Origin of the sequence: Sphingobacterium thermophilum (assembly GCF_039541675.1) — a bacterium.
Lineage (GTDB): Bacteria > Bacteroidota > Bacteroidia > Sphingobacteriales > Sphingobacteriaceae > Sphingobacterium > Sphingobacterium thermophilum.
The window spans coordinates 25,652-50,007 of the sequence record NZ_BAABGR010000002.1; the positions used below are offsets into that span (position 1 = coordinate 25,652).

Sequence of the window (24,356 nt, forward strand, 5' to 3'; positions counted from 1 at the left end):
GTTACAAATTTAGCCAAAATGAACAACTTTCCGGCTCTTTAGTGTCAGAATAAAGTACTTTTGTAGCAAGAATAGGATGGATTAGTTTTTTTCTAGCTTCAAGTTTTTGACAAGGATTTCTTTGGCCATCACCATAGGAACTTTAATATATTTTTTTTCCATGTAGTTGATGACTTTTTCAAGAACTTCTCTTGCCTGAGGGTCTAGTTTGTTGAGGTCTTGCGCAAAAACTTCATTCATTGCTGTTTGTCGGATTTCCTTGATTTTGTCAGGTACTTCCCGCATGGCTACTTCTACGCGGCGCTGCTTGACGATAGGAAGGAATTCTTTAATATTTTCTTGGATGATAGCTTCTGCGTGTTCCAGTTCGTTGTAACGTTCCTGAATGTTGCGTTCGGCGATAGCCTGAAGACCGCTTACCTCTATATAATGCACAGGGTTGTTTGCCAGCACATCGGCGTCGATATCGTTAGGGATAGCTAGGTCGACAATGACTTTCTTGTCGGTTTCTCCATTTAGGAGGCTTTGATAAAGCTTGTTGTCGATGATGGCGTGTGCGGCACCTGTACAGGTGATCATGACGTCGAATCCTTTTTTGTAGTTGCTTAGCTCGCTCAACGGAAAGGCTTCGCAACTCAACTCTTCAGCAAGCTTTTGCGCATTGGCCAGAGTACGGTTAAATACGACGAAATTGGAATGCTTATGCTTTTTTAAATATTTGGCGAAATTTTGGTTTGTTTCTCCAGAGCCTATAACCAAGATGCGAGGGTTTTCTGACAGCTTAATTTCTTTAAGCTTACGGTAGGCTAGGGACACTACAGAAATAGGGTTGCGGGAAATGTTGGTGTAGGTATAAACTTCTTTAGCGGTTTTTACCAGTCTATCCATCATCAGGCGAAGGAAGTCTCCTGTAAATCCGGCTTCACGGCATTTCTCGTAGGCGCGACGTACCTGAGCTAGAATTTCTTTTTCACCTACCACAAGACTCTCTAAAGAACAAGACATGCGGAAGAGGTGATGTAAAGCGTCTAAACCTGCATATTTGGTTACCTGACCTAAATAGCACTGAAGTTTGTCTGCGGGAACACAGAAATTCATCTTGTGCATAAAATCGGCGATGAAGTCATCTGTAAGCTCATGTGGACCGTAAAAGACAAACTCTACACGGTTGCACGTTGCTATATAGAAGATTTCAGGAATATCTAACGAATTCTTCAGATTGATTAATCTGGAGTCCAGCTCTTCATTGCAGATGACCAAATTGCCTAAATCTTTTAGGTCAACGTGCTTATGGGTAAACGCTATAACTTTTAAATTCTTCAACGCTGTAACTTTCTAGCTCAAATAACTGTTGCAAATGTAGCCTAAAAGCTTGGTTCTTCTGTCAAAAATCTGTCAAACAGGCAAATTTAGAAAGACTCTAAATAGCTTTGTTTGTTTGATTTAAATTATTGGTTATTAGTTGATTATGTTTGATTGAAAATCAAAATATGACACGTGTCATATAGTCAAAATCTATAATATGACATTAGTCAGTATTTCAATCAATGCTTTTGGCTTTCGGCTGGCAAAAATAGATAAATTCTTATAAAATAAAAGCAAAAAATTTTGCAGTTTATAGGACAGGAAATTACCTTTATTCTATGTATATTCTGAATAAGAAGGTGGCGATTGCTGGGATGGCAGGAGCTCTTATGTCGGTTTTCTTGTTCCCTTTTCTGAAGGTTCCGATAAAGGGAAATTGGACTTTATATCAGACGGATACCAGTCTATTCTTTATTTCGCTGATACTTTTGGGAGTAACGGTATTAGTATTCATGCTACGCAATATCAAGCTTTTTCAAATGTTGAGTTGGTGTTTTCTAATATGGTGTCTGTTAGGTCTGGTGGCTGTATATTTTAAGATCAACAACTATTTCGGTATGAAATTGGTTGATGGATTGTTGGCCAAGACCATTCAACTAAAGTGGGGATGGGCTGTATTGCTCATTAGTGCTATATTGATGGTTTTGAGTGTCAGGAAGTTAAAACAAATACATTGATTTTTATGAAGCAAAAGCAGATAAATAATACACCGATTAATCAGATTATGCTGATTTTAATCATTCTATTGATTTGTATCTTAATTTTTAAGAACCTGCTGTATTATTTACCTGGGTTTCTTGGTGCTATAACCCTTTATATTTTGTTTCGTAATTCCTATTTCACGCTGACGGAAAAGTATCGATGGAATAAATCGTTGGCAAGTATACTTTATATTTTTGTTTCCATCGTCTTCATTGTTGCTCCCATATGGGCTATAGGTGAGTATCTGATACGGCAGATTGTGGAAGTGTTGAACAATCCGCAAGAAATCGTGAGGCAATTTAATAATGTAAAAGCGTATATGTCGGACAAGCCTTTGCTGAAAGACATTGATATGTCTGATGAAGCATTGATGAATTTTCTGCAGCGCCTCACCAAATATATTCCAAGTGTGTTAAATTCTGTTGCAGAGGTGGCTGTTAATATTTTGGTGACGTTGTTTGTTCTTTACTTCATGCAGGTGCATGGCCGTAATATGGAAGATTATATTCGCAGAGCGATTCCTTTTTCTCAAAAAAGTAAAATTGAGATATGGCGTGAAGTAGAAATGATGGTGAAGTCCAATGCCATAGGTATTCCAATTTTGGGTTTATGTCAGGGGTTGGTAGCTATGTTGGGGTATTGGGTGTTCGGTGTTGAGAATTTTATCTTGTTGGGAATTTTGACCGGAATATCCTCTATAGTGCCTTTATTGGGGACAATGACAATCTATGTACCCGTATGTATTACAGTATTAGCGGCCGGACAGACGGCCAACGGTATTGGTTTGTTGATTTATTGCTTTATTCTAGTAGGAGGAATTGACAACATTTTACGCTTCACGATTCTCAAGACCTTGGGTGACGTACCACCGCTAATTACGGTTTTCGGGGTTCTGCTGGGCTTAAATATGTTCGGTATGTTAGGGCTGATTTTCGGACCATTGATTCTATCTTCAGTAGGGGTATTAATTAAAGTTTATTCCAACGAATTTGGTAAAGGTAAGATTATCGAACTTCCGGATGAGAGCTCATAAAAAGTGAGTGCTTACTTTTTTTTATTTTTTTCTTTTGTAATTCATTTTAACTCATTATGTTTGTAGCACAAAGGGAGATTGAAGAATGAAACTTTGTGAGTGTTTACTCACAAGAAGGATAACCAAAAGGATAAACCACTAAAGTATGATAGACCGTAAAGTCTAAAAACTTCAAAAAGATATTCTACTATCCAATTATAAAACTATTTTAGACTAATTAAGAGACTTGCCTCGAGCCCCGAGGCAAGTCTCTTTTATAGGCACAGAAAAGAATACAATAAATGTGTATCTTTGTGGTAAGACATGGAGTCTGCCTCTAAAAAATAAAATTATGGGAACGGAGAGTAAGAGACAACAACGATTTGCCGGCGTGATACAGCAGGATTTAGCGGACTTATTTCAGCGTGAGGGTAATGCATGGGCTCCCGGTGCTTTCATCACGGTGACTAAGGTTCGTGTTACTCCGGATTTATCCATTGCTAGGATATATTTGAGTTTTCTGAACACGAAAACCGCACGAGAAGATATAGAATTGATTAAGGCTAAGGCCAGCGAGATCCGATATAAATTGGGCAACAGGATAAAGCATCAGGTTCGGATAGTGCCGGAATTGGAGTTTTTCCTTGATGATACGAATGAATATGTAGAGCATATTGAAAAGTTGTTTGCGGAGATCAATAAAGACACTAGCAATAACCAGCCAGAATAAATATTCTGGCTTTTTTAGTCATGATATTTAGGTTGGAAGAAGACAGCATATTATTTCCTGATCCGCGGTTGGCGGAAGAGGACGGCTTGTTAGCTGTAGGAGGAGACTTACGGATAGAGCGTTTACTGCAGGCCTATGCTTTGGGAATCTTCCCTTGGTATTCTGAAGAGACTCCCATACTTTGGTATGCTCCCCATGAAAGGTTTGTGCTGCATCCACAGGAGGTGAAGGTGAGCAAATCCATGTGCAAGATCTTAGAACAAAACCTTTTTGACATTTCTTATAATAAAGCTTTCGAGCAGGTCATTCGTCACTGTGCGAGCATAGAACGTAAAGATCAAGAAGGCACTTGGATAGTAGATGAAATGCAAGAAGCATATATTGAACTTCATCGGGAAGGGTATGCTCATAGTGTAGAGGTATGGCAGCAAGGAGAGCTGGTAGGAGGATTATACGGAGTGTTGGTGGGTAAGGTCTTCTGTGGGGAGAGTATGTTTTCCCGAGTGTCCAATGCTTCGAAGGCAGCACTCATATATTTGTGCCGTAGTTTCGACCTAGAACTTATAGACTGTCAGATTTATTCTGCTCATCTGGCTTCCATGGGAGCTAAATTGATATATTCCACTGTGTTTTATAATTTGCTTAGCAAACAAGAATACATCCCCAATGGATTACAAAAGTTATTTCGATATTCCTGAAAATATCCTTTATGTGAATACGCCTAGCAATGGGCTTATGCCTCGCAAACATTATTCATGGCGAAGAGAGTGGGAATCTGCCTTTTTCGATGTGCGTGGCGATTTACGGGATCAGCAGGGGGCTTTTATTGCAGATATTAAAGCGGCATTTGGAGATTTGTTCCATTGTCCTGTTGGCAATTTGTTTTTGTTGCCCAACTTTTCTTTTGGTCTGCATACGTTGTTGAACGGACTTTCTAAAGGTTTACGGTATGCTTTGCTGGAAGACGATTACCCTTCTTTAAACTATCCTGTAATCAGCCGGGGGTTGGACCATGTAAAAGTTCCGGTGGACGAGTGTCTTGAGGATAGGATTGCTGAAGTTGTCCGCAAGGAAAAGGTAGATGTGTTACTACTAAGTATAGTGCAATATATTAGCGGTATGAAGGTAGAGCTGCCTTTTATCCGTCAGCTTAAGGCAGATAATCCTTCCCTTATTATTATTGGAGATGCAACGCAGTATTTAGGAACGGAACCATTCCGCTTCGTAGAGTCGGGTTTTGACGTGGTCGGAGGGTCAGGCTATAAGTGGATGATGGCAGGTTTTGGCAACGGTTATATGATGGTTTCCGATCGGGTTAAAGCTTTATTGTATGCGCAGGCGCAGGAGGGACCAAGACCTACTGAATCCATGTGGGCCAAGAAGAGTATTTTGGACACCTTTTTCGAGCCGGGGCATCAAGATACTTTGAGTCATGGTACGTTAGGACAGTCGGTACACTTTTTGAAAGAACTTGGATTGGAGAATATTCAACAATATTTGACCGAACTTACAAGCTATGCGTATGAGAAGTTTGAAGAGCGGAAGTGGCTTCTGCCTGCAATAGAGAAACGCAAGGGTCGGTCTGCTTTGATTAATATACAAATCAATCCAGAATGTTATGGGCAGCTGCTGGAAAGTGGGGTGAAGTGTTTTCCGCGAGGCACAGGAATAAGGATCGGGTTGCATATGTACAACGATCGGTCAGATGTTGATAAATTAGTAGATATTATAGGACAAATTAATAAATAAGATGAATCTGAAGATTGGAGATTTAGTCCGTTTTGTGGATGAACCTATTGAAGGATATATTACATCCTTTCAGGACAACGATATAATCGGAGTGACGGATGATACGGGATTTGAAATTCCGGTGTTGCGGAGTAAAGTGACGTTGGTGCATGGCAATATGCGTACGATAGAAGACGAACTTGATGAGGTGCCTGCAAGGGCCAATATGCCATTTGTGGATAAAGGTATTTTCGTCGGTGTGGCGGGTGAACAGAAAGATGGGCTGGCAAAATTTTTTATCATCAACGAAACTTCTTATGAGCTGTTGGTCAGTGTTTCGGAGATGTCGGGAACAAAGACTACTGGAATTTTTGCCAATTCGGTACCTAAGCACGATTATGCCCAGTTCTATACTGCTAACTTTTCTGCAGTAGGAAAGTGGCCTACCTTTCATCTTCAGATAATACGGCATACGCGTATGCAACAGACTCAGACCCAGCCTATCAGTAAGGAGTTTCGTGTGAAACCGATGGACCTCATCCTCTCCAAAGAGCGTGTGGATATGCTCAACGATAAAGTATGGCTCTTCGAAATAGACAAGGAAGAAGAAGATATTGGCTTGGATAAGCTCAAATCGCATTTTATCTCCCACAGACCAAAAGGAAGATAATACGAAGTCCTGTCTCACAGGCAGGACTTTTAAGTTGTGTAATTTAAAATAAACACCTTATTTTAATCATTTCCTCATCGTCGCGATATTATTGTATATTTAAGCAATAATTATAAAACTGAATAGTGGCGACAATGCATCTTGAAGAGATAAAACCTATTGTTGATTTCATTCTGCAGTGGTATTGGGTACCTTTATTAGTTTTGTATGTAGGTGTTATCAGTGCTATTCTTATCGAAAATCGAAATCCTACCAAAACCGTTGCGTGGATACTGGTTATCATCTTCTTGCCAATCCTAGGCCTTATTCTTTATTATTTCTTCGGCCAGAAATTTGTCAAAGTTAAAAAGATCAAGCGTATAAATAAGAAGCTTGCCTTGCGTCTGGAGAAGAAGTGGAAGGAGCTCGATCCTTTGATGGAATCCTTCATCCAGGATATCCACGAGGAGATAGGAGATCTTTCTAAAGTTTTTCGTCTGATGAAGACGGAAAGGCTTTCTTCACCCACCTTGGACAATGAGGTACAGCTGCTTATCAACGGAGAAGAGAAGTTTAAATACCTGCTGGAGGATTTGGCTGCGGCGTGCCATTCCATTCATATGGAGTATTATATCTTCGAGCTGGGCACCATAGGGCGTCAGGTCTTGGATTTGTTGAATCGTAAGGCTGAGGAAGGAGTGAAGGTACGCCTGATTGTCGACAGCTTCGGCTCTCCGGATTTGGTGAAATATATGTGTAAGCAGAAAGACTCCAAGATTGAGTTTCATGCCTTTCTGCCAGTGACTTTCACCTCGTTGGCCAATTCCAATTATCGTAATCATCGTAAGATATGTGTCATCGACGGCATGATAGGCTATGTTGGAGGAATCAATATTTCCGATCGCTATATTAATTCAGCGGAAAAGAAGAACTATTGGCGGGATACATCTGTGCGTGTGCGTGGACTAGCCATAAATCTGCTGCAGATTTCCTTTTGGAACTCATGGAACCAGACGGATGGTGAATCCTTCAACCTGGAAGAAGGATATCTGCATCTTAAAGGACTGGCAACGAAGGGGACGGCAGGGGTAGGTTTTGTATCCAGCGATCCGGCCTCACTTGGTCCTTACAATATGGAAGCTTTACTTATCGCCATCGGAGAAGCTAACAGCAAGATACAGCTCTGTACGCCATATTATATTCCGAGTGAGGAATTGGAGAGAGCTTTGATCATTGCGGCTTCTTCCGGGGTTCAGGTGGAGCTTATGGTCCCTAAGCATTCGGATTCGTATCTGGTACATCATGCATCCTATTCTTTCTTGAAACCCTTATTGGAGAGAGGCGTGAAAGTATATCTTTATAATAAGGGCTTTCTACATGCCAAGACCGCTGTTTTTGACGACAAGTTAGCTTTTGTAGGGACGGTAAACTTAGATATAAGAAGCTTTTACATCAACTATGAAATTGCTGCCGTCATCTCAGATCCCGATTTTGCGAAACAGGCCTCCCGGCAGTTTGAATTGGATAAGCAGCACGCAGAATTGATGACCTTGAAGACCTGGAAAAGCCGCCCCGCATGGAAAAGAGCGCTAGATTCCTTGTGCAGACTTTTAGCTCCACTGTTATAAAAAATGTTAAATACCCTTATCATACATGGATTTGACGTGTAAAACATGACAAAATTTGTATTTTTAACTACAAACAGTTTCTGATAGATGAAAAAGGTAAACTACATATTCATTGCTTTAATATTTTTGTTTCTTTCCGCTCCTTTAGTTAAGGCACAAGAGCTACCACGTATTCCTATTAATACGGTGGTAGAGCGTCTGCAAAAAGTTTTAGGTGTGTATCCTATTGAGAAGGTGCACCTTCATTTTGATAAACCCTATTATGCGGTGGGCGACACGTTGTGGTTCAAGACCTACCTTTACACTAATCAAGTGGAATACCAGCCTAGTAAAATTATCTATGTAGATATCATCAACGGTAGGGATTCCTTGATTCAAACCTTGCGTATTCCCTTAAAGTCTAATAGCGGTGAAGGACATTATGTGTTGGATCCTCAGGTTATCAAGCAGGACAACTATCGCTTTAGGGCCTATACAAAGTGGATGATGAATTTCGGTACGGACTACATGTTCAATAAGATTGTGACGGTAGGAGATGCCATCAATAAGAAGTTAGGATCAGAAATTACCTATACGACAGAAGGGAATAAAACCAAAGCTACTATACAGTTCAGGGATGCCAATGGAACATTGCTTTCCAGAAGAAAGGTAACCTGGGAAGCAATAGATGGTTGGGACCCCTTTGATAAGGGGAAGGCGGAGACTGATGATATGGGAAGATTGAATATTTCCATTTCTGCCAAGGATAAAGAACCTTATAAAAATGGACGTCTTATCGTCAAGATAGAGGGCGAATCTTCTTTGGTAGGAGATTTTCCGTTAAAGAACGCCTTAAATGAGGTGGATCTACAGTTTTTCCCGGAGGGAGGAGAGCTGGTAGCCGGTGTGAATAAAAGAGTAGCGTTCAAGGCTGTAGGCATCAGCGGCAAAGGTGTACGCGTCAAAGGAAAGATTATCAATTCCAAGAAAGTGGCGGTGGCCGAATTTGAAGATTTGGGATTGGGAATGGGTTACTTCGTATTAACACCTAATGCTGGAGAACATTACAAGGCTGTAGTAACTGTAAACGGCCAAGAGAAAACGTATGATCTGCCAGAGGTAAAGGGCGAAGGCCTCAGCATAATACTGACCTCATCTACAGCCGAATCCGTACAACTAGAAATAGTGACTAACGATGCTCATTTTGCGAAAATTCAGAATCAGCCTTTTTATATCTTCGGACAGATGAATGGCCATCTGATCTATGGAGCTCAGATGACAGTAAAAAACACATCTACTTCGGTGAATGTTCCTACAAAGGATTTACCTAACGGTATTATACAATTTACACTGATGACTCCACAAGGGAAGGCTATAAGTGAGCGTTTGGTGTTCTACCATTTTGCTGAAAACTTGAAGCTTCAGGTGAAATCGGATAAAGCTTCCTACAAGAAGAAAGAGCATGTGAAATTGGATATTGACAATATTACTTCGAAAAAGGAGCTGGCTTCTCTGTCTATTTCCGTTATTGATGACAGTAAAGTTCCTTTCGACGACCACCAAGAACTAACGATTGTGAGTAGTCTGCTGCTGACCTCCGACCTGAAAGGGTATGTCGAGAAGCCGAATTATTATTTTGATGAGAAGGTATCCAACAGACTGGAGGCTTTGGATGCCTTGATGATGACACAAGGATACCGTCGCTTCTCTTACGACGATTTGGTGGCAGAAAAATATCCTCAAATATCGTTCTTGCCTGAGCAGGGGATAACATTGTCTGGAACGCTTCGACTCAACACCGGGAAACCCTATCCAAATGGAGGCCTTCTCCTGTCTATTCCTGCCCGTGCGTTGAAGAAAGATACATATACCGATAATAACGGACGTTTTGCTTTTGAAAACCTCAATTTTCCAGATTCGGTAAAAGTTATCATCAACGCCAGAGGTAATGACAATTACCGTAATCTGGTCATCAATATGGATCAGTCTTTCTATCCTGCTGTGGATGAAAACAATCCGTATAAGGCCAATGACATTCTGAATATCGACAAAGAGATGTCAAACTATTTGGCTAACAGCAAGAATGAATTCAGAAAGTCAATATTAATAGAGGAGGTGACGGTTACAGCATCTCGCAAGGAGCAACGTTCGAGTAGAGAATTTTCTGCTTTGGCGGGGTTGTCTATGGCTGATCACCGTGTGGAAGGGGCAAGGCTGGAAGGCTGTAATGTACTTTCTATGTGTCTTAACACCGTGCTGCCGGCCGTGACGTACGATGCACAGACGATGAAATATTACCTTACAAGAAATTACAATCAAGGTAGCCGCACACCAATTCAGTTTTTCTTGAACGGTATGCCTATCGACGAAAGTTCCTTAAACTCCATAAATCCAGCGGACATCGAAGTTATAGAGGTGTTCACCCGTGATGAGCTGGGAACGGTAAGTCGTATCTATCAAAATGATGGCGTGGTATCTATCATCACCAAGAAGGAAAAACCTAAAGGACCGCGGATGTCGTTGGCTCAGATTGAAGCTATGTTGCCTAAAGCTAATGTGGTGGAGTTATTCCCGTTAGGATATATCAAAGAACGTAAGTTCTATACTCCGAAATATGAAACGGAACAGCAGCGTGCAACCAACGACTACCGTACTACAATCTATTGGAATCCTTCGGTGATGCTGGATGAAAGCGGCAAAGTCTCTTTAGATTACTATAATGCTGATGGTAACGGCAAATATAAGGTGGTGGTAGAGGGAATGGACAACAGTGGAAGGCTAGGACGTACCGTGTACTATTATAACGTAAATTAGGATACATAGTGAAATATAAGATAGAAGAGGGTCAGATTATAATTTGACCCTCTTTATTTTGTCCCATATTTTTGTGTCGAAAAGATTAAGTATAACACCTAAGAGGATGATAGCTATTGCCAGCAAGCTCATCAGGTTAAAGGTTTCCTGGAAAAAAAGGTAGCCAAAACCTAAAGCATATATAACCCCGAGATAATTGAGACTTGCCACTTTGGCCAGATTAGCGGTCTGATATGATAGGGTCATATAATACTGTGCCAATTGGGTACAGATGCCGATAAGAAGCAGAAATAGCCAATCCATACCTATGGGAGTCTTCCAATGGAAGAAGCTGTAGATGCCTACCACAGGGATTGTAAGTAGAGGAAAGTAGAAGATGACTACCAGTGGATGTTCGCTACCTTTGCTTCGTGCAATCATATTGTAAGCCAAGCCAGCAAAGAATGCGGCAGCAAGTCCTATGATTACATCGAGTGTAGAGATGCGGAAGTCGAATCCTTTAAGGAGGATGACCCCGAAGATGGATAGTGCAAAATAGAAAAATTGAATGGGTCTAACCTTTTGTCCTACGATAAAAATCCCTAAGATGGCCGTGAAAAAAGGAGAAAGGTAGTTTATCGTGACGGCAGAGGCCAATGGAATATGCTGAAGAGTATAGAAGGAACCTATAAGTCCCAAACATCCTGCGATACCCCGTAAGGTGAGGATGGGAATGTTATTACCTAATGGTGGAATATTATTTTTACGCAGGTAATAATAGGTGGCAAAGAAGCTGAAAATACTACGGAATAAGACAACCTCCAGAGTTGGGAGGTGAGAAACGAACTTCACACAAACATTCATGATGGCGAAAAAAAATCCCGCCAGAAGCATGTATTTGACACTATTGTCTTTCACTAATTGATAGGCTCATTATGTTTTTTTACCAACTCTCTTTTTCCGGTGTCAGGGTCTATTTCCAGTTCTGTCTGTTTGATTAGTACGGCAAAGGACTTGGGCATGATGCCTTTTCCATATTTGATGGCGTACTCTTTGGTAAATTCCGCGCCATAATATAGTATCGCTGCCGAATAGTATACGAAAGCCAGAAGGATGATTATAGATCCTGCGGCGCCATAGGCTGTAGCCGTGGCATTAACGGACAAATATAGGGAAATACCATATTTACCTATCATAAAAAGTAGGGTGGTAAAGATGGAGCCTCCAACGATATCCTTGAAACGTACTTTGGCGTCAGGAAGAAAGGAAAAGATGAAAGCGAAAAGGGTTGCTATGACGACGAAGGTGATGCCGTTGTTTACCCAATTCCAAAATTCTATATCCAAATGCTGTATGTTGTAGCGGTCCAACAAGGTTTCAATGTTTTTGGTGATCAAGCCTATGACACTGCTTATAATCAGTGAAGCCATCAGCAGGAAGCTCAACCCCAGAATCATGGAAAAGGAGATAAGTCTGTTTATAATCAGTTTCAACCACCCTTTCTTTGGTTTAGCTTTCACCTTCCATATCGTGTTTATGGAGTTCTGTATGTCTACAAATACGGTAGTGGAAGTCATTATCAAAGTAACCACACCTATGATTATTCCTACACTGGATCGACTTTCTATAGAAATTTTACGGACGGCATTGTCCAAGAGTTTAGCGATTTCGGGACCGAAGATTTCATTCAGTTCGGCCATCACCTTGTTTTGTGCTCCCTCGGGGCCTTCCAGTTGACTTCCATAGAAAAAGCCTAATGCCCATACCAAAATGATAATCAAAGGACCGATAGAAAAGACAGTATAATAGGCCAAGGAGGCGCTAAGTTTCATGCAGTTGTCTTCGGCGAATCCATTTGCTGCGTCTATTAATAATTTGCCAAAGCCTTTTATCTTTTGGATAAAAGGCTCTTTTTGTTTGGTATGTACATTGTCTTTTTTATTCAGCATAAATTTTGTTGATTTCTTCTTCGTGTTTCTGAAGAATAATCTTTCTTTTCAATGATAATTTAGGAGTCAGCTCACCGTTGTCAATGGTCCACTCTTTAGGCAATAATACAAATTTTTTAACCATTTCCCAGTGTCCAAAGTTTTCGTTGGCTTTGTCGACTTCTTGTTGGTATTTCTCTATGATTTGCGGATTTTTGATGATGGATTCGCGTGACTCAAAAGGAATACCTTTCACCTTGCAGTATTTTTCCAGCTCTTCAAATGCCGGTACTATCAGTGCTGAAGGGAATTTTTTATTTTCACCCACAATCATTACCTGACCTATTAACACAGATTCCATCAATTTGTTTTCCATCACTTGAGGAGCTATGTATTTTCCACCTGCGGTCTTGAAGATTTCTTTTTTACGGTCTGTGATTTTGAGGAATCCATCTGCTGTAAGTTCTCCTATATCTCCGGTATGTAGATATCCTTGTGCGTCGATTGCTTCTTTGGTAGCTTCTTCATTCTTGTAATAGCCTGAAGTTACGGAAGGTCCTTTGACGAGGATTTCACCGTCTTCAGCAATTTTGACATCTAGATTCTTGAGTACGCGTCCTACGGAGCCGAATTTTAGATCTTTTCCGTCCCAGGAATTTACCGCGATAACAGGAGAAGTTTCGGTCAGTCCGTAGCCTTCCAGCACTTTAATGTCTGCTGCCCAGAAGATGCGGGCAAGGCGTTCTTGTAGAGCTGCTCCTCCGGAGATGATGAACTTTATGTTTCCACCCAAGGCATCTTTCCATTTGGAGAATATGAGCCTACGTGCTATTCCTAACCTGAAGTTGTACCAAGCACTGTTAAGGTGTGGTTCTTTGAATTGATGTCCCAGCTCCACCGCCCAAAAGAATAGCGATTTTTTGATGCCACTGAGAGCTTTCCCTTTTTCAATGATTTTATCGTACACCTTTTCCAGAACGCGTGGTACGGTGGTGAAGACCTGTGGTTTTACATCATTGATGTCTGCGACGATGTTGTCTAGATTCTCAGCATAATATATTTGTACACCTTTGAAGATGTACATATATACTACCATACGTTCGAAGATATGACAAAGTGGTAAGAAGCTAAGCGCTTTGGTGATATCGTCGGTAAGGAGAGGGGCACAGGCTTCCACATTGCTGATGATGTTACCATGGGTGAGATAGACCCCCTTAGGTCTTCCCGTAGTGCCGGATGTGTATATCAGCGTCAGCAGATCGTCTGTCTGGACTTGCTCATTGTAGGATTTCAGATCTATATCTATCTGTTTTCCTTCTTCAATTAATTCTCCGATATATTTTTGATGAGCTACCTGATCTAATGTGTATATGGCGATATTTAAATTGTTTGCTGCTAATGCCTTCTCTACCTTTTCCACCAAATCCTTGTTGCTGACAAAGAGTATCTTGACTTCAGCATCATTGACGATATAAGAAAGATCTTGGGCAGACAGGGTAGGATAAAGTGGGACGATAGCCACTCCCAGCTGGTTACAAGCAAAATCCACAAAATTCCATTCGGGTCTGTTGCCGGACATAAGACCTATACGGTCACCTTTTTTAATGCCTTTGGCGATAAGTGCTTTACTTAGATTATCAACAATTTCTATAATTTCTGCTTTGTCGTAAACTTTCCAGCCGGAGGAATCCCGTTTTGCCAATTTAAGAATCCTTCCCGCAGTATCTTGATTGCCTTTTAAAAATTCGAAAATACGTGTTGCAGATGTCATAATTTATTTTGATTTACTAATTGGTTATCGATATTATGTTTGCATAATAAATATAGTATAATTGCTTGAAATAAAAGAATTTTGTGGAAAAATCTCTTTGTTAACACTACTTAACGATTTTATTGTTGTGGGTATTATACAAAATGATGTATTTTTGGAGTAAACCCAAAAATCATGATAAGAGTATTACGTAGTTTATTATTATTGACAATTTTAGTTTTTGCTGGTCAGAAAGAAGTGTCGGCTCAATTGACGGATCAACATGCTATAGGTCTTCGCTTTGGCTCGGCCTCCGGCATCACTTATCGTTATTCCTTGTCCGACAGTAGGGCGATAGAAGGAATATTAAGTGTACAAAGCAATTCCACAAGCAGCAGATTCAGGTTGGTTGGGCTCTATCAATATCATAAACCTTTGATGTGGGACAATTTTCACTGGTACTACGGCTTTGGTGGCAGTATAGGTAGTTATACTTATAAAGCCTATACGAACAAAGACGGTGTGCGTGTGGATGAGTCTTCGGAGATGTCTTTAAGTATAGATGGTGTTGTAGGATTGGAATATACAATTCCGAACTCACCCATTTCACTATCGTTGGATGTGAAGCCTTATTTTGACTTTTTGCAAGAATCAACTATTCGCCTGATCGATCCAATCGGCTTTTCGATAAGATACAGATTTTAAAAAAAGGCTCTTCTTTTAAATTAAAGGAGAGCCTTTTTTATTTATAATGACAGCCAAATGTTTCCCAATCTTCGTTGTTCTGCTGAAGCGTTTATCAAGCGTTGTATTTCAAACGACTTTTTCTGTGATTTTCGAAGTTCAACTTCCAAAGTGTGGACAAGTCCATCTCTAGCTATTAACACAGGTATTTTTTCTCCTTCTACGGAAGTAGAGAGGATATAATCATAGGCTTTATTGTTTGGTTCTATTCTATAGCCTTTTATGGCGATGAGTTCGTCTCCCACATTCAATCCGGCATCCCAGGCTGAAAAATTTCTGTCTACCGTTTTTATTAAGGTGATGCCATTGGTAATCTCCGTTTTTATCCCTAGGGATAGATGTTTGTGGTTGGCGGTGTCCACCATTTGGTAACCTACGGCGTTGAAATAACGGTTATAGTCCAGCTCTTCGGTAGAATGAGCTGCTTCGAAAATTTCTTTGAGCGATACTCCAGTCACCTCTTCAGCTAATGTTAACAACTCATCCTCTTCGAAGCCTCGGTTTTCTATGAGATAGAATTTTTGATAAGCTGCGCGTAGTACGTCATCCAGCCGTTTTTTACCGTTGGTTTCAGCAATAATCTTAATATCTAATGCTGCGGCATGCATAGCCCCTTTGTTGTAATAGGAAATGGAGACATTATGGGAGTTTTCGTCCGGGCGGTAGTGTTTGATCCAGGTGTCGAAGCTGGCGGCAGCAGCGCTCTGTAAAGTGTGACCTGGACGATTGTATACGGTGTTGAAGTCTATGGCTAATGCCTGGAGGTATTCGTCCTCATCGAAAAATCCACATCTGCGGACGATAAGATTGTCATAATAGGAGGTGAAGCCTTCGATGACCCACAGACCTGTAGTATAGTTTTCCTGCGTATAATCAAAAGGTCCTAGCGCCTTAGGTCTTAGCCGTTTGACATGCCACAGATGAAAATATTCGTGTGCTACCAGCGCTAGATAGTTTTTGTAGGTGGTGGGCTGCGCGTAGGCAAAGCGGTTGGTAGCAAGGATGGTGGAGTTGAGGTGTTCCAAGCCGCCGTATGCGTTTTGGTGATGGTGTGTTACGAAAAGATAGTAGCTGTTTGGGTTAGAACCCCATATTCTGTTCTCTTCTTTTACTATGGTGGTGATGTCTTGTGTCAGCTGTTCCCTGTCGTATTCTGCGACGCCTACCATAGCGCATTCATGCAATACACCTTCTACTTCGAAGGTCCAGGTGTCCTGGTTGCCGATTTCAATGGGGGCGTCAAACAAAATATCGAAATTGGAAGCATAGAAAGTGTTTGCTTCTTCAGTTTTGGCTAGGCCCGTAGAAATTTTATGCCATGTAGGATGAGGGATAATTTTCACGGTAGTGTCCAAGTCGAGGTAGCCGTCCACATACATGAATGTTCCTACAGGGCTGAGAAAAGCTCTGGATGCGTCAATAAAAGAAGTACGGACCGACACTTCGAAGCCATATACAGAATAGGTAATAATAATTTTATGCTTTCCCTGTCCGTACACACGCCAGGTGTTTTTGTTGATTTTTTTGAAAGGAATTTTCTCTTCTGTGGGAGAGACAGCAGCGAAGCGTTCTACATTTTTGGAATATTCTCTTATTAGATAAGAGCCGGGAGCCCATACCGGCATAACGATATCCGTATAAGGTAGGTCATCAAACCCTTCAAGAGTCATCTGTACATCTACATAATGTGCTTGGGGTTCACTGAAAGAAAGCTCAAAATTTACATATTTTGTCATGCGCCAAATGCTAAATATTGTCAAATGTAGAACTATTGAAAAGGAGTTCAAAATAGGAGGTCTTTCAATTTTAAGTCTAAAATAATTTTGACAGATTTATTATATTTGAGGTAGCATATACATTAACTTCGAAGCATAATGATTTTAGTAGCTGATAGTGGTTCGTCAAGTTCGGACTGGATGCTAAATTTGCCGGATAGCAAGCCTTTATTTTTTAAAACCAAAGGGTTAAATCCTTTTTTTGTCAGCGAAAAGGAGATCGAGAAGGCCTTGAAAGACGTGCCGGAGATTATTCCTTATTCACCGGAGGTTACGGAGGTTTATTTTTTTGGAGCAGGCAGCATTACACCAGACAGGAGAGAGATAGTGTCAAACGCTTTGACAGCCTTGTTTCCCAATGCTTTCATTTCGGTGGAGTCGGATCTGCTGGGGGCGGCGTATGCTACTTGTAAGAACCAGAAGGGGCTTGTAGCAACGTTGGGTACAGGGTCGGATATCAGCTTTTACGATGGAGAGAATCTTATGCCTAGCCATCACGGCATTGGTTATATCTTAGGGGACGAAGGGTCAGGAGCTTGGTTCGGCAAAAAGTTGATAACCTACTATCTATATGGTAAGATGCCGAAGGATTTAGAAAAGGTTTTCGGCGAACGATACAAGCTGACAAAGGAAGTCGTCATCAAGAATGTCTACCAAAAGGAACGCCCTAATTCTTATTTAGCCTCTTTTGTTCCTTTCCTCTCCGAATATCGAGCCCACCCTTTTATAGATAAGTTACTTACCGAAGGATTTGACGAGTTTGTCCGTACCAATATAATGACCTATCCAAACTATTGGGAGTACAACTGCAATTTTGTGGGAAGGGTTGCGTACACTTTCGATCTGCATATCAGACAGGTATGCCAGATGCATGGTGTCAAAGTTGGCAATATTCTTGCAAGTCCTATATATGAGCTCTTCGATTATGTGATTGAAAGAGAAACCACAAACAATTATTCATTTTAAAAGCGAAGATTATGTTGACACTTCTGATGATTCTGAATATGATATTACCTCCGAAAACGGTTCATGACTTTTCCTTTACATCTATTGAAGGAAAAGAGGTGAAGATGTCGCAGTTTAAGGGCAAAAAAATCCTTATCGTGAATACGGCTTCCAAATGTGGCTATACTCCCCAATATAAGGAGTTGGAGGAGCTTCATAAGAAATATGGCAGCAGGTTGGTGGTTATAGGCTTTCCTGCCAACAACTTTGGGCAACAGGAGCCTGGCAGCAATGCTGAAATTGCCGAATTCTGTGAAAAAAACTATGGAGTGACTTTTCTACTTGCCGAGAAAGTGGACGTAAAAGGAGAGAACATACATCCTTTGTTCAAGTTTCTGATTGAGCAAGATAACCCGGACTTTACCGGTGATATAAACTGGAATTTCGAGAAATTTTTGATTGATGAGAACGGTAAATTAATTCATCGTTACAGGTCCAAAGTAAAACCTTTAGATCCAATCTTAGTCAGTCAGTTATAATAATACAAAGCGCCTCCGGCTAACGGAGGCGCTTTGTATTTGTATTATTTTTCATTTTCTTCATCCCACAGATAGTAACAGTGCCTACATCGTGGTTCGTAGCTTTCTTTTTCACCGAGTAAGACGACTTTGTCGTCTTTGGCGATGCGATAAGAGTAATTTGCCGGAGCACCGCATTTGACGCAGATGGCATGTACCTTTGTGACGTCTTCGGCTATAGCCATCAAATGTGGCATTGGACCGAAAGGTCTTCCCTGATAGTCCATGTCTAATCCTGCCACTATCACGCGAATACCTTTGTTGGCAAGCTGTATGCAAACTTCAGGTAGGTTGTCGTCGAAAAACTGTGCTTCGTCAATACCTATTACCTTAGCATCTCCCGCTAGGAGAAGAATAGAGGAAGAATGCTCCACAGGCGTAGAAGGAATGCTGTTGCTATCGTGTGATACTACTTCCGTATCATCGTAACGAATGTCTATCGCCGGCTTGAAGATTTCTATAGGCAATCGTGCGAATTGTGCTCTTTTCATCCGTCGGATCAGTTCTTCCGTCTTTCCGGAAAACATGGACCCACAAATTACTTCTATACTACCCACCTTTCTGTCTCTTTGACTGTAATATTGTTCAGAAAAAAGCATATCTTCATTAAAATTGATGGATTTCAATTTGTGAACAATAAAATGAAATCCAAAGACGTTTAACCTTACGAATATCGAAATTATATCTTATTTTTGATGTATAAAAAACTTAGCAAGTTTTGAATCTCATCATAATCAATAAGTTTTGTTTTGAACATTCAATAATGTAGCATATAACATTTAATACAATATATCCATGGCAAAAACGAAAAGTCAGTTGCTTTCCAAAATAGATTTTCTATTAGTAGACATACAATCACAGTATAAAGAAATAAAGAGAAGTCCGGAGATTGACCTTGTGGAGTTAACGCTTTTGGAGGCTAATATTGCCGCCTTAGCAAAACATGTGGAAGCCTTGAAAATTCATTCTTCGGAGGCTGCTGCACAACAGCAGCAACAGCAATTTCAACAGACTATCTTTACTCCTCCGACAGAGATCAAAGAAATAAATAAGGAGTCAGACGTTCAGCCTGTGGTAGAAGAAATTAAGGAGGAGTTGCCAACAGATATCGGAGAGACTAAAGCTCCTGTTGCTCAGTTTCCATTTTCGTTGGAAAAAGAAAATGTAGAGCCTTCCTCCACGAAGGAAGAAGAGGAAGTTGTGGAGGCACCTGTAGTGCAGGCTGAGACGGTAGTCATAGAACAGAAAGAAGTGGAAATACCGGCGGTGGTAGTCAAAGAGGAGCCGGCGCAGGAACAGCCTTCCCGTCCTTTGACTATAAACGAGCTTATACAGCAACAAAAACAAGCAGGTAAAAATCTTACCCAGCAGTTCCAGACTTCTACGGCACAGGAAACAATAGTGGATTTGAAGAGCGCTGTAAGTCTTAACGATAAGCTTTTGTTTATCAAAGATCTGTTTAATGGCTACAGCTTGGCATACAGTGAAGCTATAGAGTTGCTTAACCGATTCGATACCTTTGCAGAAGCTGATGCCTTCCTTCAGGCCAATTATGCGCTGAAAAACAATTGGGCAGAGAAACCTACGACAGTAAATAAGTTTTACGAGTTGTTACGCAGGAAATTTGTCGTATAGCAATATTGAAAAAAAGTAAAAAGCCCTGTAGAATGATATTCCACAGGGCTTTTCTTATTGCATATCGAATTGTACCCAATCTTTTCCGTTTCGGTCGAAATAGAAAAATTTGGGTTGTATTATTTCTGATAATATTTCCAGATCTTGAAGGTAAGATGCATCATCTTGATTGAATGTCTTGTTGTGGATGATGTAGATGCGGTTGTTGGTATAGGCATCACTGCTCTTTATTAATTCTTCTTGCAGGAGGGAACTTATTTCTGCATAAAGATTCTCTGTTTCCTGAATAAGGATAATCACCTGTGGATTGTCTTTCAGATCAGTAATATATTGACCACCAGAAATTTTAACCTTTTCCTCCAAAAGTCGAGATACTATAGGGTTGAAGGCTGAGGACTGATTGAGAAGGACTGTTTTCGGAAAGTTTTCTCTGGGAAGAAACTTCAGCTTATGTAGCATAATGTCGATTTCTTCTTCCATACGCTCTGCCTGTGAGCTATCAACAACTTTCAGATCGGCTATAATTTCTTGGTATTTTGTCATGCGGCAAAGTTAAGGAATTGTCCCAAATGTCCGGTGAATTTTGATGCCAAATCCTGATTTCGTATTTTGGTCTAGAAAAGCAATAAACGAAGAAACTATGTTTGATAAATTATTCCAAGCACAACAGAAAGCACAGGAGATAAAAGCACGTCTTGACACCATATCTGTGACAGGCGATGCGGAGGGAGGAAAGGTTCGTGTGATAGCTACTGCCAACAAAGAGATCAAGGAAATTAAGATCAGTGAGGAGCTGGTAGCTGAAGGCGATAAAGAACAGATTGAAGATTTGGTCCTTGTGGCGGTAAATAAGGCTTTAACCCAGGCGGAGAATGTGGCACAGACGGAGATGGCGGCGGCTTCACAAGAGATGTTAAGTGGGTTGGGTGGATTAGGTAATTTGTTTGGAAAATAAATATAAAGAATATGGCAAATACTATTTCGGTAAGATATTTAGGACACGCATGTTTTGAATTTGATTTCAATGGCACCAAGGTGCTTATGGATCCTTTCATCACTTACAATCCTTTGGCGAAGCACATCAATATTGCGGAGCTGAATCCGGATTATATTATTTTATCCCATGGGCATGAGGACCATGTGGCAGATGTTGCTCACATACAGCAGCAGTCTGGGGCAAGTGTAATTGCGATAGTGGAGACTGCGGCATGGGTACGAAGACAAGGGATGCCGGGCGATAAGGTTATGGAATTCAATTTTGGTGGCACGCTAAATCTTCCTTTCGGAAAGGTGAAGATGGTGTATGCCTTACATACCAATTCTACACCGGATGGGGCATATGGAGGAGTGCCATGTGGTTTTGTATTCACCATAGGAGACAAGAAAATCTATTTTGCAGGCGATACGGCTCTAACTTTGGAGATGAAGTTATTGGCGGATTTAAATCTAGATTGGGCATTCCTTCCTATTGGAGGTCATTATACGATGGATATGTATGATGCGGTGAAGGCTAGTGATTTCATCAATTGTAAAAACATCATAGGAATGCATTATGACACTTTCCCTCCTGTAACTATTGATGTAGAAGAGGCTAAGAGAGTGTTTACGGATGCTCAGCTTAATTTGACTTTATTGGCCGTAGGTGAAAGTATGTCGTTGTAAATGGATATAGATATTGTTAAAGAAAAAGCCAATCCCGAAGGATTGGCTTTTTATGTATTAGATGATTCTGTCTTTATCCCAGTTTTCGAGGTAATCTGCCACGCGTCGTAGGAAGGAGCCTCCAAGAGCCCCGTCGATGACACGGTGGTCATACGACATAGAAAGATAAAGCATGTGGCGGATGGCAATTACATCTCCACTTTCCGTTTCCAATACGGCAGGTTTTTTTGTTATGGTACCTGCAGCAAGTATAGCGGCTTGCGGCTGATTGATGATAGGCATTCCAAATATGTTGCCGAAAGCGCCAATATTGGTAAAGGTGAAAGTTCCTCCTTGGGTATCATCTGGTTTCAGTTGATTTTCACGTGCACGTTTGGCAAGGTCGTTAACGGCCTTGCTGAGGCCTACCAAACTCAGCTGGTCAGCATCCTTGATTACAGGCACTATAAGGTTTCCGCTTGGTAGAGCGGTAGCCATACCGATGTTGATATGTTTTCTTTTGATGATATTGTACCCATCTACAGAAACGTTAATCATAGGGAAGTCTTTCAGTGCCTTGCTGATAGCTTCGATGATCATAGGAGTGAAGGTTATGTTTTCACCTTCGCGTTTTTTGTAGCTATCTTTAACCTTATTTCTCCACATCACCATATTGGTGACGTCGGCTTCTACTACAGAGAATACATGTGGAGAGGTGTGTACACTTTGCACCATATGATCCGCAATGAGACGACGCATTCTGTCCATCTCGATGATTTCGTCTCCATTCATGCTCTTGACTACCTGTGCAGGTGCTGTAGGTGTCGTAGTTTTCGTCGGTGCTGCCTGGACGGTAGGAGAGGAAACTACTGCTGAGCTTGTACCGGTCTGTTGCCCATTACGTTTTTGGATGTAATTTAACACATCCTGTTTGGTGACACGGCCGTCGGCCCCGGAACCCGGGATACTGTCGAGTTCGGCTTGAGATACATTTTCCTGCTGTGCTATACTCCTTACCAGCGGCGAATAGAACCTATTACCCGAAGATACAGCAGAAGCAGAAGAAAAGTTTTCTTCTACAGGTGTAATTTTCTCTATGCCGGGAATCTGGATGTCCGACAAGTCCGGTTGAGTTGTTACGTTATTTATAGGTTGGCTGCTTTCTTCTTCATCTTGTGTACTATCGCCTTCCGTTTCTATCAAAGCGATGGTATCGCCAACTTGGGCGACAGAACCTTCTTGGAAAAGGATTTCTTTAAGAATTCCATTGACCGGAGATGGCACTTCCGAATCCACTTTATCCGTAGCGATTTCTGCAACAGTGTCATCCTCTTTAATTGATTCACCAATAGCTTTTACCCACTTCGTAATCGTGGCTTCCGACACACTTTCGCCCATTTTTGGAAGAATCAACTTGTATATTGCCATATTATTTTTTGTTTTGTGTTACTAAATTAAATAATTAGAAATACAATCCCTAAAAACAAAATATAATATTTTGTCCGGCTTGTTTTGCAGAAAGAAATTTCTATTTCTCTTTCTCTTTGACATACAAATTCCACAACATGCTATAAGCATTGGCCACAGTTCTTTCAATGTTGATGCTTCTGTCGTTACGGAAATGGAAAAGTCTTGTTACTGTTTCATATTTTCCTGCTACGGCAATCCATACTGTTCCTACCGGCTTATCGGGAGTACCTCCTCCGGGCCCTGCGATGCCACTAGTGGCTATAGCATAATCGGCATGGGCTAATTTTTTTACACCTTGAGCCATCTCTATTACTGTTTCTTCACTTACTGCTCCTACGGTGTCCAATGTTTCTGCTTTTACACCAAGCACTTGCATTTTTATTCTGTTGTGGTAGGCTACAATGCCGCAGTCAAATATGGCGCTGGCTCCGGCTATTGCCGTGATGCCACTAGCTATGCGTCCTCCTGTACAGCTTTCTGCCGCAGCTAATTTCAGTTTGTCTTTAGTGAATGCTTCTACTATGGCTTGTTCGACGGAGATATCCTTGTCTGCGACCACATGTGTTCCAAGGCGTTCGATGAGCTGCTGGTGATAAAAGTCTATAGTTACAGGGGAGGGGGCAGTCTGGGTTAGACGTAACCGCACCATCCCTACTTTAGGAAGATAAGCTAATTTAATAGAATCGGGAAGAGACTCTTCAATATCTTTAATTTTTTCGGCAAGGAATGATTCCCCTATACCTACGGTGATGATATGGCGGTGTTCTATATGTTGGTCAGACCGCTGCTCTCGAAGTATGGGTATGACGCGGTGTGTGATGAGAAACTTCATTTCGAACGGAACTCCGGGAAGGAAGAAAAACATTTTTTCGTTTTTGGTGAGGAGCATTCCAGGGGCTGTACCCACATCATTGAAGAGGACCTGACAGCCTTCTACAACATCGGCCTGAGCATAGTTTATTTCCGGAAGTACTCTTCTAGGAGCAAGGTTGTTGAAAAGATTTTTTACATGTGCTAAGACTTTGTCATCTCTTACCAAAGGTTTGCCAAAGAAGGTCGAAATGGTCTGTTTGGTTACATCATCTTTTGTGGGGCCCAGGCCGCCCGTAACGATAATGATGTCGGCACGAAGGGAAGCTGCATGCAGAGCTTCCGTAATGGCTTGTTCGCTGTCCGATATGGATGTGATTTGTTGGGTGCGTATATTCAGGAGATTCAGCTGTTGACCTATCCACGCTGAATTGGTGTCAACAATCTGTCCGAGTAATATTTCGTCGCCTATGGTTATGATCTCTGCGTTCATA

At 41.2% G+C, this 24,356-nt stretch carries 23 protein-coding genes; 14 read left to right on the forward strand and 9 right to left on the reverse strand.

The features are described 5' to 3' along the window. Window positions 1-81: 81 nt before the first annotated feature. Window positions 82-1,323: a glutamyl-tRNA reductase gene (gene hemA / locus ABD873_RS00230; RefSeq protein ID WP_345063011.1), complete on the reverse strand. Its 1,242-nt coding sequence runs from the start codon at window positions 1,321-1,323 to the stop codon at window positions 82-84. Between the two features lie 320 nt (window positions 1,324-1,643). Here hemA and ABD873_RS00235 point away from each other — a divergent pair, with 320 nt between their 5' ends. The 8 genes from ABD873_RS00235 to ABD873_RS00270 all read left to right on the forward strand — a co-directional run bounded on the left by ABD873_RS00235 (window position 1,644) and on the right by ABD873_RS00270 (window position 10,607). Further along, on the forward strand, window positions 1,644-2,042 hold the full coding sequence (locus ABD873_RS00235; RefSeq protein WP_039053353.1) for a hypothetical protein: 399 nt from the start codon (window positions 1,644-1,646) through the stop codon (window positions 2,040-2,042). A gap of 5 nt (window positions 2,043-2,047) precedes the next feature. Next, on the forward strand, window positions 2,048-3,100 hold the full coding sequence (locus ABD873_RS00240; protein WP_039053354.1) for an AI-2E family transporter: 1,053 nt from the start codon (window positions 2,048-2,050) through the stop codon (window positions 3,098-3,100). Window positions 3,101-3,431: 331 nt separating this feature from the next. Next, window positions 3,432-3,809: a 30S ribosome-binding factor RbfA gene (rbfA, locus tag ABD873_RS00245; protein WP_345063016.1), complete on the forward strand. Its 378-nt coding sequence runs from the start codon at window positions 3,432-3,434 to the stop codon at window positions 3,807-3,809. 20 nt (window positions 3,810-3,829) lie between these two features. Further along, window positions 3,830-4,507 carry a leucyl/phenylalanyl-tRNA--protein transferase gene (gene aat, locus ABD873_RS00250; protein WP_345063019.1) on the forward strand — a complete coding sequence of 226 codons (678 nt, stop codon included), beginning with the start codon at window positions 3,830-3,832 and terminating at the stop codon, window positions 4,505-4,507. Beyond that, complete coding sequence (locus tag ABD873_RS00255; protein WP_345063022.1) at window positions 4,476-5,558, forward strand: aminotransferase class V-fold PLP-dependent enzyme; 1,083 nt, start codon at window positions 4,476-4,478, stop codon at window positions 5,556-5,558. The genes aat and ABD873_RS00255 overlap by 32 nt, the downstream gene beginning before the upstream one ends. A 1-nt stretch (window position 5,559) precedes the next feature. Continuing rightward, the gene (locus ABD873_RS00260) at window positions 5,560-6,207 is read left to right on the forward strand and encodes a hypothetical protein (protein WP_039053356.1); all 648 of its coding nucleotides are present in this window, start codon (window positions 5,560-5,562) and stop codon (window positions 6,205-6,207) included. A 134-nt stretch (window positions 6,208-6,341) separates the two neighbouring features. Next, window positions 6,342-7,814, forward strand: coding sequence for a cardiolipin synthase (cls, locus tag ABD873_RS00265; RefSeq protein ID WP_345063025.1), 1,473 nt, complete (start codon window positions 6,342-6,344; stop codon window positions 7,812-7,814). An 87-nt stretch (window positions 7,815-7,901) separates the two neighbouring features. Next, window positions 7,902-10,607 (forward strand): carboxypeptidase-like regulatory domain-containing protein, encoded by a 2,706-nt coding sequence (locus ABD873_RS00270; RefSeq protein WP_345063028.1) that lies wholly within the window; start codon window positions 7,902-7,904, stop codon window positions 10,605-10,607. A 36-nt stretch (window positions 10,608-10,643) separates the two neighbouring features. Here the strand turns inward: ABD873_RS00270 and ABD873_RS00275 are convergent, their stop codons facing one another. From ABD873_RS00275 to ABD873_RS00285, 3 genes are read right to left on the reverse strand one after another with little or no spacing between them, the layout of a single operon-like run. After that, on the reverse strand, window positions 10,644-11,504 hold the full coding sequence (locus tag ABD873_RS00275; protein WP_197053577.1) for a DMT family transporter: 861 nt from the start codon (window positions 11,502-11,504) through the stop codon (window positions 10,644-10,646). Continuing rightward, window positions 11,504-12,535: a YihY/virulence factor BrkB family protein gene (locus ABD873_RS00280; RefSeq protein WP_345063035.1), complete on the reverse strand. Its 1,032-nt coding sequence runs from the start codon at window positions 12,533-12,535 to the stop codon at window positions 11,504-11,506. The genes ABD873_RS00275 and ABD873_RS00280 overlap by 1 nt, the downstream gene beginning before the upstream one ends. Then, window positions 12,525-14,285 (reverse strand): AMP-dependent synthetase/ligase, encoded by a 1,761-nt coding sequence (locus ABD873_RS00285; protein WP_345063037.1) that lies wholly within the window; start codon window positions 14,283-14,285, stop codon window positions 12,525-12,527. The genes ABD873_RS00280 and ABD873_RS00285 overlap by 11 nt, the downstream gene beginning before the upstream one ends. A gap of 174 nt (window positions 14,286-14,459) precedes the next feature. Between ABD873_RS00285 and ABD873_RS00290 the strand changes: the two genes are divergently transcribed. Then, entirely contained in the window at window positions 14,460-14,969 is a 510-nt protein-coding gene (locus ABD873_RS00290; protein WP_039053572.1) for a hypothetical protein, read from the forward strand. Window positions 14,970-15,010: 41 nt separating this feature from the next. Here the strand turns inward: ABD873_RS00290 and ABD873_RS00295 are convergent, their stop codons facing one another. Beyond that, window positions 15,011-16,744, reverse strand: a complete 1,734-nt coding sequence (locus tag ABD873_RS00295) for a M61 family metallopeptidase (RefSeq protein ID WP_345063041.1) — start codon at window positions 16,742-16,744, stop codon at window positions 15,011-15,013. Between the two features lie 138 nt (window positions 16,745-16,882). Here ABD873_RS00295 and ABD873_RS00300 point away from each other — a divergent pair, with 138 nt between their 5' ends. Further along, on the forward strand, window positions 16,883-17,749 hold the full coding sequence (locus tag ABD873_RS00300; protein WP_039053571.1) for an N-acetylglucosamine kinase: 867 nt from the start codon (window positions 16,883-16,885) through the stop codon (window positions 17,747-17,749). Between the two features lie 11 nt (window positions 17,750-17,760). Further along, window positions 17,761-18,267 carry a glutathione peroxidase gene (locus tag ABD873_RS00305; protein ID WP_345063044.1) on the forward strand — a complete coding sequence of 169 codons (507 nt, stop codon included), beginning with the start codon at window positions 17,761-17,763 and terminating at the stop codon, window positions 18,265-18,267. A gap of 44 nt (window positions 18,268-18,311) precedes the next feature. On the opposite strand, the gene ABD873_RS00310 is transcribed toward ABD873_RS00305, so the two are convergent. Continuing rightward, entirely contained in the window at window positions 18,312-18,905 is a 594-nt protein-coding gene (locus ABD873_RS00310) for a thymidine kinase (protein WP_039053576.1), read from the reverse strand. A gap of 196 nt (window positions 18,906-19,101) precedes the next feature. Here ABD873_RS00310 and ABD873_RS00315 point away from each other — a divergent pair, with 196 nt between their 5' ends. After that, window positions 19,102-19,941 (forward strand): hypothetical protein, encoded by an 840-nt coding sequence (locus ABD873_RS00315; protein WP_345063050.1) that lies wholly within the window; start codon window positions 19,102-19,104, stop codon window positions 19,939-19,941. 54 nt (window positions 19,942-19,995) lie between these two features. On the opposite strand, the gene ABD873_RS00320 is transcribed toward ABD873_RS00315, so the two are convergent. Then, window positions 19,996-20,484, reverse strand: a complete 489-nt coding sequence (locus ABD873_RS00320) for an ABC transporter substrate-binding protein (RefSeq protein WP_345063053.1) — start codon at window positions 20,482-20,484, stop codon at window positions 19,996-19,998. A gap of 97 nt (window positions 20,485-20,581) precedes the next feature. Here ABD873_RS00320 and ABD873_RS00325 point away from each other — a divergent pair, with 97 nt between their 5' ends. Together ABD873_RS00325 and ABD873_RS00330 are read left to right on the forward strand one after the other, a co-directional pair. Next, window positions 20,582-20,896, forward strand: coding sequence for a YbaB/EbfC family nucleoid-associated protein (locus tag ABD873_RS00325; protein WP_039053574.1), 315 nt, complete (start codon window positions 20,582-20,584; stop codon window positions 20,894-20,896). 11 nt (window positions 20,897-20,907) lie between these two features. After that, on the forward strand, window positions 20,908-21,603 hold the full coding sequence (locus tag ABD873_RS00330) for a metal-dependent hydrolase (RefSeq protein ID WP_345063058.1): 696 nt from the start codon (window positions 20,908-20,910) through the stop codon (window positions 21,601-21,603). A 57-nt stretch (window positions 21,604-21,660) separates the two neighbouring features. On the opposite strand, the gene ABD873_RS00335 is transcribed toward ABD873_RS00330, so the two are convergent. Together ABD873_RS00335 and ABD873_RS00340 are read right to left on the reverse strand one after the other, a co-directional pair. Continuing rightward, complete coding sequence (locus tag ABD873_RS00335; protein ID WP_345063061.1) at window positions 21,661-23,010, reverse strand: dihydrolipoamide acetyltransferase family protein; 1,350 nt, start codon at window positions 23,008-23,010, stop codon at window positions 21,661-21,663. A gap of 100 nt (window positions 23,011-23,110) precedes the next feature. Further along, window positions 23,111-24,355: a competence/damage-inducible protein A gene (locus ABD873_RS00340; RefSeq protein ID WP_345063064.1), complete on the reverse strand. Its 1,245-nt coding sequence runs from the start codon at window positions 24,353-24,355 to the stop codon at window positions 23,111-23,113. Between the last annotated feature and the right edge of the window lies 1 nt (window position 24,356).

What these genes read in the sequence shown, in the direction of transcription:
- ABD873_RS00235 (WP_039053353.1), top strand. Translation starts at nt 1,644, where the DNA reads ATGTATATTCTGAATAAGAAGGTGGCGATTGCTGGGATGGCAGGAGCT.
- ABD873_RS00240 (WP_039053354.1), top strand. Translation starts at nt 2,048, where the DNA reads ATGAAGCAAAAGCAGATAAATAATACACCGATTAATCAGATTATGCTG.
- rbfA (WP_345063016.1), top strand. Translation starts at nt 3,432, where the DNA reads ATGGGAACGGAGAGTAAGAGACAACAACGATTTGCCGGCGTGATACAG.
- aat (WP_345063019.1), top strand. Translation starts at nt 3,830, where the DNA reads ATGATATTTAGGTTGGAAGAAGACAGCATATTATTTCCTGATCCGCGG.
- ABD873_RS00255 (WP_345063022.1), top strand. Translation starts at nt 4,476, where the DNA reads ATGGATTACAAAAGTTATTTCGATATTCCTGAAAATATCCTTTATGTG.
- ABD873_RS00260 (WP_039053356.1), top strand. Translation starts at nt 5,560, where the DNA reads ATGAATCTGAAGATTGGAGATTTAGTCCGTTTTGTGGATGAACCTATT.
- cls (WP_345063025.1), top strand. Translation starts at nt 6,342, where the DNA reads ATGCATCTTGAAGAGATAAAACCTATTGTTGATTTCATTCTGCAGTGG.
- ABD873_RS00270 (WP_345063028.1), top strand. Translation starts at nt 7,902, where the DNA reads ATGAAAAAGGTAAACTACATATTCATTGCTTTAATATTTTTGTTTCTT.
- ABD873_RS00280 (WP_345063035.1), bottom strand. Translation starts at nt 12,535, where the DNA reads ATGCTGAATAAAAAAGACAATGTACATACCAAACAAAAAGAGCCTTTT.
- ABD873_RS00285 (WP_345063037.1), bottom strand. Translation starts at nt 14,285, where the DNA reads ATGACATCTGCAACACGTATTTTCGAATTTTTAAAAGGCAATCAAGAT.
- ABD873_RS00290 (WP_039053572.1), top strand. Translation starts at nt 14,460, where the DNA reads ATGATAAGAGTATTACGTAGTTTATTATTATTGACAATTTTAGTTTTT.
- ABD873_RS00295 (WP_345063041.1), bottom strand. Translation starts at nt 16,744, where the DNA reads ATGACAAAATATGTAAATTTTGAGCTTTCTTTCAGTGAACCCCAAGCA.
- ABD873_RS00300 (WP_039053571.1), top strand. Translation starts at nt 16,883, where the DNA reads ATGATTTTAGTAGCTGATAGTGGTTCGTCAAGTTCGGACTGGATGCTA.
- ABD873_RS00305 (WP_345063044.1), top strand. Translation starts at nt 17,761, where the DNA reads ATGTTGACACTTCTGATGATTCTGAATATGATATTACCTCCGAAAACG.
- ABD873_RS00310 (WP_039053576.1), bottom strand. Translation starts at nt 18,905, where the DNA reads ATGCTTTTTTCTGAACAATATTACAGTCAAAGAGACAGAAAGGTGGGT.
- ABD873_RS00315 (WP_345063050.1), top strand. Translation starts at nt 19,102, where the DNA reads ATGGCAAAAACGAAAAGTCAGTTGCTTTCCAAAATAGATTTTCTATTA.
- ABD873_RS00320 (WP_345063053.1), bottom strand. Translation starts at nt 20,484, where the DNA reads ATGACAAAATACCAAGAAATTATAGCCGATCTGAAAGTTGTTGATAGC.
- ABD873_RS00325 (WP_039053574.1), top strand. Translation starts at nt 20,582, where the DNA reads ATGTTTGATAAATTATTCCAAGCACAACAGAAAGCACAGGAGATAAAA.
- ABD873_RS00330 (WP_345063058.1), top strand. Translation starts at nt 20,908, where the DNA reads ATGGCAAATACTATTTCGGTAAGATATTTAGGACACGCATGTTTTGAA.
- ABD873_RS00335 (WP_345063061.1), bottom strand. Translation starts at nt 23,010, where the DNA reads ATGGCAATATACAAGTTGATTCTTCCAAAAATGGGCGAAAGTGTGTCG.
- ABD873_RS00340 (WP_345063064.1), bottom strand. Translation starts at nt 24,355, where the DNA reads ATGAACGCAGAGATCATAACCATAGGCGACGAAATATTACTCGGACAG.